Raw genomic sequence first — 2,174 nt, forward strand, 5'->3', positions numbered from 1 at the left:
CCTGATTTGGCCATTTTTTATGATTCTTTTCGTTGAATAGCTCGCTATTCGCCTCAAATAATCATAAAAACTGTCTCAAACCGGACTTTTCCTCGCTACGGTCGGCTAAGTCCGACAGACTCCTAGCGGAATCAATATTGATCTGGCTGGAAATTTATAACGTCAGATTAAATAACTAGCCATGCGTCTATTCATTCTGAAAAGGGAATGTGTTTTTAACATTGGTGAAACAGTTTGTACTTCAAATAAAGGAGTATGAATGGTTCCAGTTTTTGATCAGTGGGGTATTCCGAGCCAATAACAATCAAGAACACGGGTAGAACCATTAACTGGGTGCTGGATCGCTAACGGTGATAAAGAGCTGAAGGTTTAACAAAGGGTATTTAATGATTTTGTGCCGCAGATAGATTGAGTTAAACGGTTAGGGCGAGAAAAATACAGTTTTTTCGTACCCACTGGAGCGGCAAGTTAACAACAGAAATGATGATCACCGGATTTATCCGGTCCTCAGCCGGGCAGGTTGCCATTTGGCCATGATGTTGAAAAGCATTGATTGCAGTCAGGGCGCTGGTGGGTTGTCTCCCTGAAGAAGCTCCGCATACGGAGACATAACAGTTGCATAATACCTGTTTATTGCCAATATTCGTGGCTATAAGTGACGATAAAAAAACGGTCACAAAAGGTAATTTAGCAACATGTGCTGCAATCAATACTGCATCAGCCTATTGAACATCTGCCGAAAGGATTCAAATGAAGGGTAAGGATTGCCCGGGCTATTTTACCTGTTCCTCCAATGTAGATTCTCGAAGTAGTCGCAGTCATTTTCAAGGGCGATAATTATTGCTGGTAGCAGGGTTGCTGCTGACTCCTCATCCCCTGAACTTGAAACTGGCTCCTGCTACAACCATACCATCGTGCTTGAAGTGATAGAGAGTGAAAATCTGCAGAAACGCTTACCCGATGATATTTACGCTGGTCGATAGGATCTATCGACACAGCAAGAAAAGAGAAGCCAAAAAACTTTGTTGATTTGAGTTATCAGATCTTGGGCGAACCTCAGGACTCTTCATTCTAAGCACTTCTAATATCCCCCAAGTTTGAAATTGACTACATTGACAGCAGATTCTGGAGGCGCGTTATGTTGTCATCTATCGAAGGTCAGTCTGTTGTTGTTACCGGCGGTTCAAAAGGAATTGGTAAAGGCATTGCCAAAGTCTTTGCTGCAAGAGGCGCAAAAGTAATGATTGCAGCGCGTGGAGAAGAGGCTGGCTATAAGGCGGTGGAAGAACTCCGGGCGCAAGGCGGTTATGTTGAGTTCTGTCCGTGTGATGTTTCTGACTGGAGCGCGGTAAAGAACCTCATGAGTACGGCAGCAGAACGGTTTGGTAGTTTGAATGTGCTTTGCGCCAATGCAGGAATATACCCAACGAAAAGGATCTTTGAGATGGAGCCTGACGAGTGGGATAAGGTTCAATCATCAAATCTTAAAAGTGCCTTCCTTTGTGTAAAAGCTGCGATTCCTTATTTTGACCAGGCTGGCAGTGGGCGAATTGTTTTAACCTCTTCTATTACCGGACCGTTTACTGGTATTCCGGGCTGTTCCCATTATGGTGCCAGCAAGTCGGGGCAACTGGGCTTTATGAGAACCGCCTGTATGGAACTGATCAAACATAACGTTACTATTAATGCTGTACTGCCAGGCAACATCATTACGGAAGGATTAATGGAGCTTGGACAGGACTATATAGACAGCATGGCTGCTTCCATACCTATGAAGCGATTAGGCTGCACCGAAGATATTGGTCACGCTGCATTGTTCTTTGCCTCAAAAGAAGCCGGCTATATAACCGGGCAAACGCTGGTTGTGGACGGAGGTCAGATCATTCCTGAATCATTTAAGGGGATTGCAGGTATTGGTTGAAACGGTTCAGGTCATATCGTGATGACTTTAAGGAAGGATTTATTCACTCATGTTACGCACTCAGCAAAATCTGCCATGCTTTAGAGCATGAACACAGAGCTGTTTGAGCTGTATAGCGATTACCTGCTGCTGTCCTCATTCGGCAAAACGACAGCCACACAGCTGTCATCTTTGCTGGGCGGCGCATACAGCCATGATCAGGTAACACGCCTTCTGTCCTGTAACCACTTCGACAGCAAAACTCTTTGGTACC

At 44.8% G+C, this 2,174-nt stretch carries 1 protein-coding gene and 1 pseudogene; both read left to right on the top strand.

Annotated elements, in window-relative coordinates; translation table 11 throughout:
• Nucleotides 1–1,138: 1,138 nt before the first annotated feature.
• A complete protein-coding gene (gene fabG / locus ACR2PX_RS16460) occupies nucleotides 1,139–1,921 on the top strand; it encodes a 3-oxoacyl-ACP reductase FabG (RefSeq protein WP_434000445.1) in 783 nt (260 codons plus the stop codon).
• An 87-nt stretch (nucleotides 1,922–2,008) separates the two neighbouring features.
• Nucleotides 2,009–2,174 (top strand): annotated as a pseudogene (locus ACR2PX_RS16465) (IS701 family transposase); the annotation flags it as partial.

The organism is Endozoicomonas sp., from assembly GCF_051008435.1.
Lineage (GTDB): Bacteria > Pseudomonadota > Gammaproteobacteria > Pseudomonadales > Endozoicomonadaceae > Endozoicomonas_A.

Excerpts from the sequence above, each read along its gene's own strand:
- fabG (WP_434000445.1), top strand. The coding sequence starts at position 1,139 with ATGTTGTCATCTATCGAAGGTCAGTCTGTTGTTGTTACCGGCGGTTCA.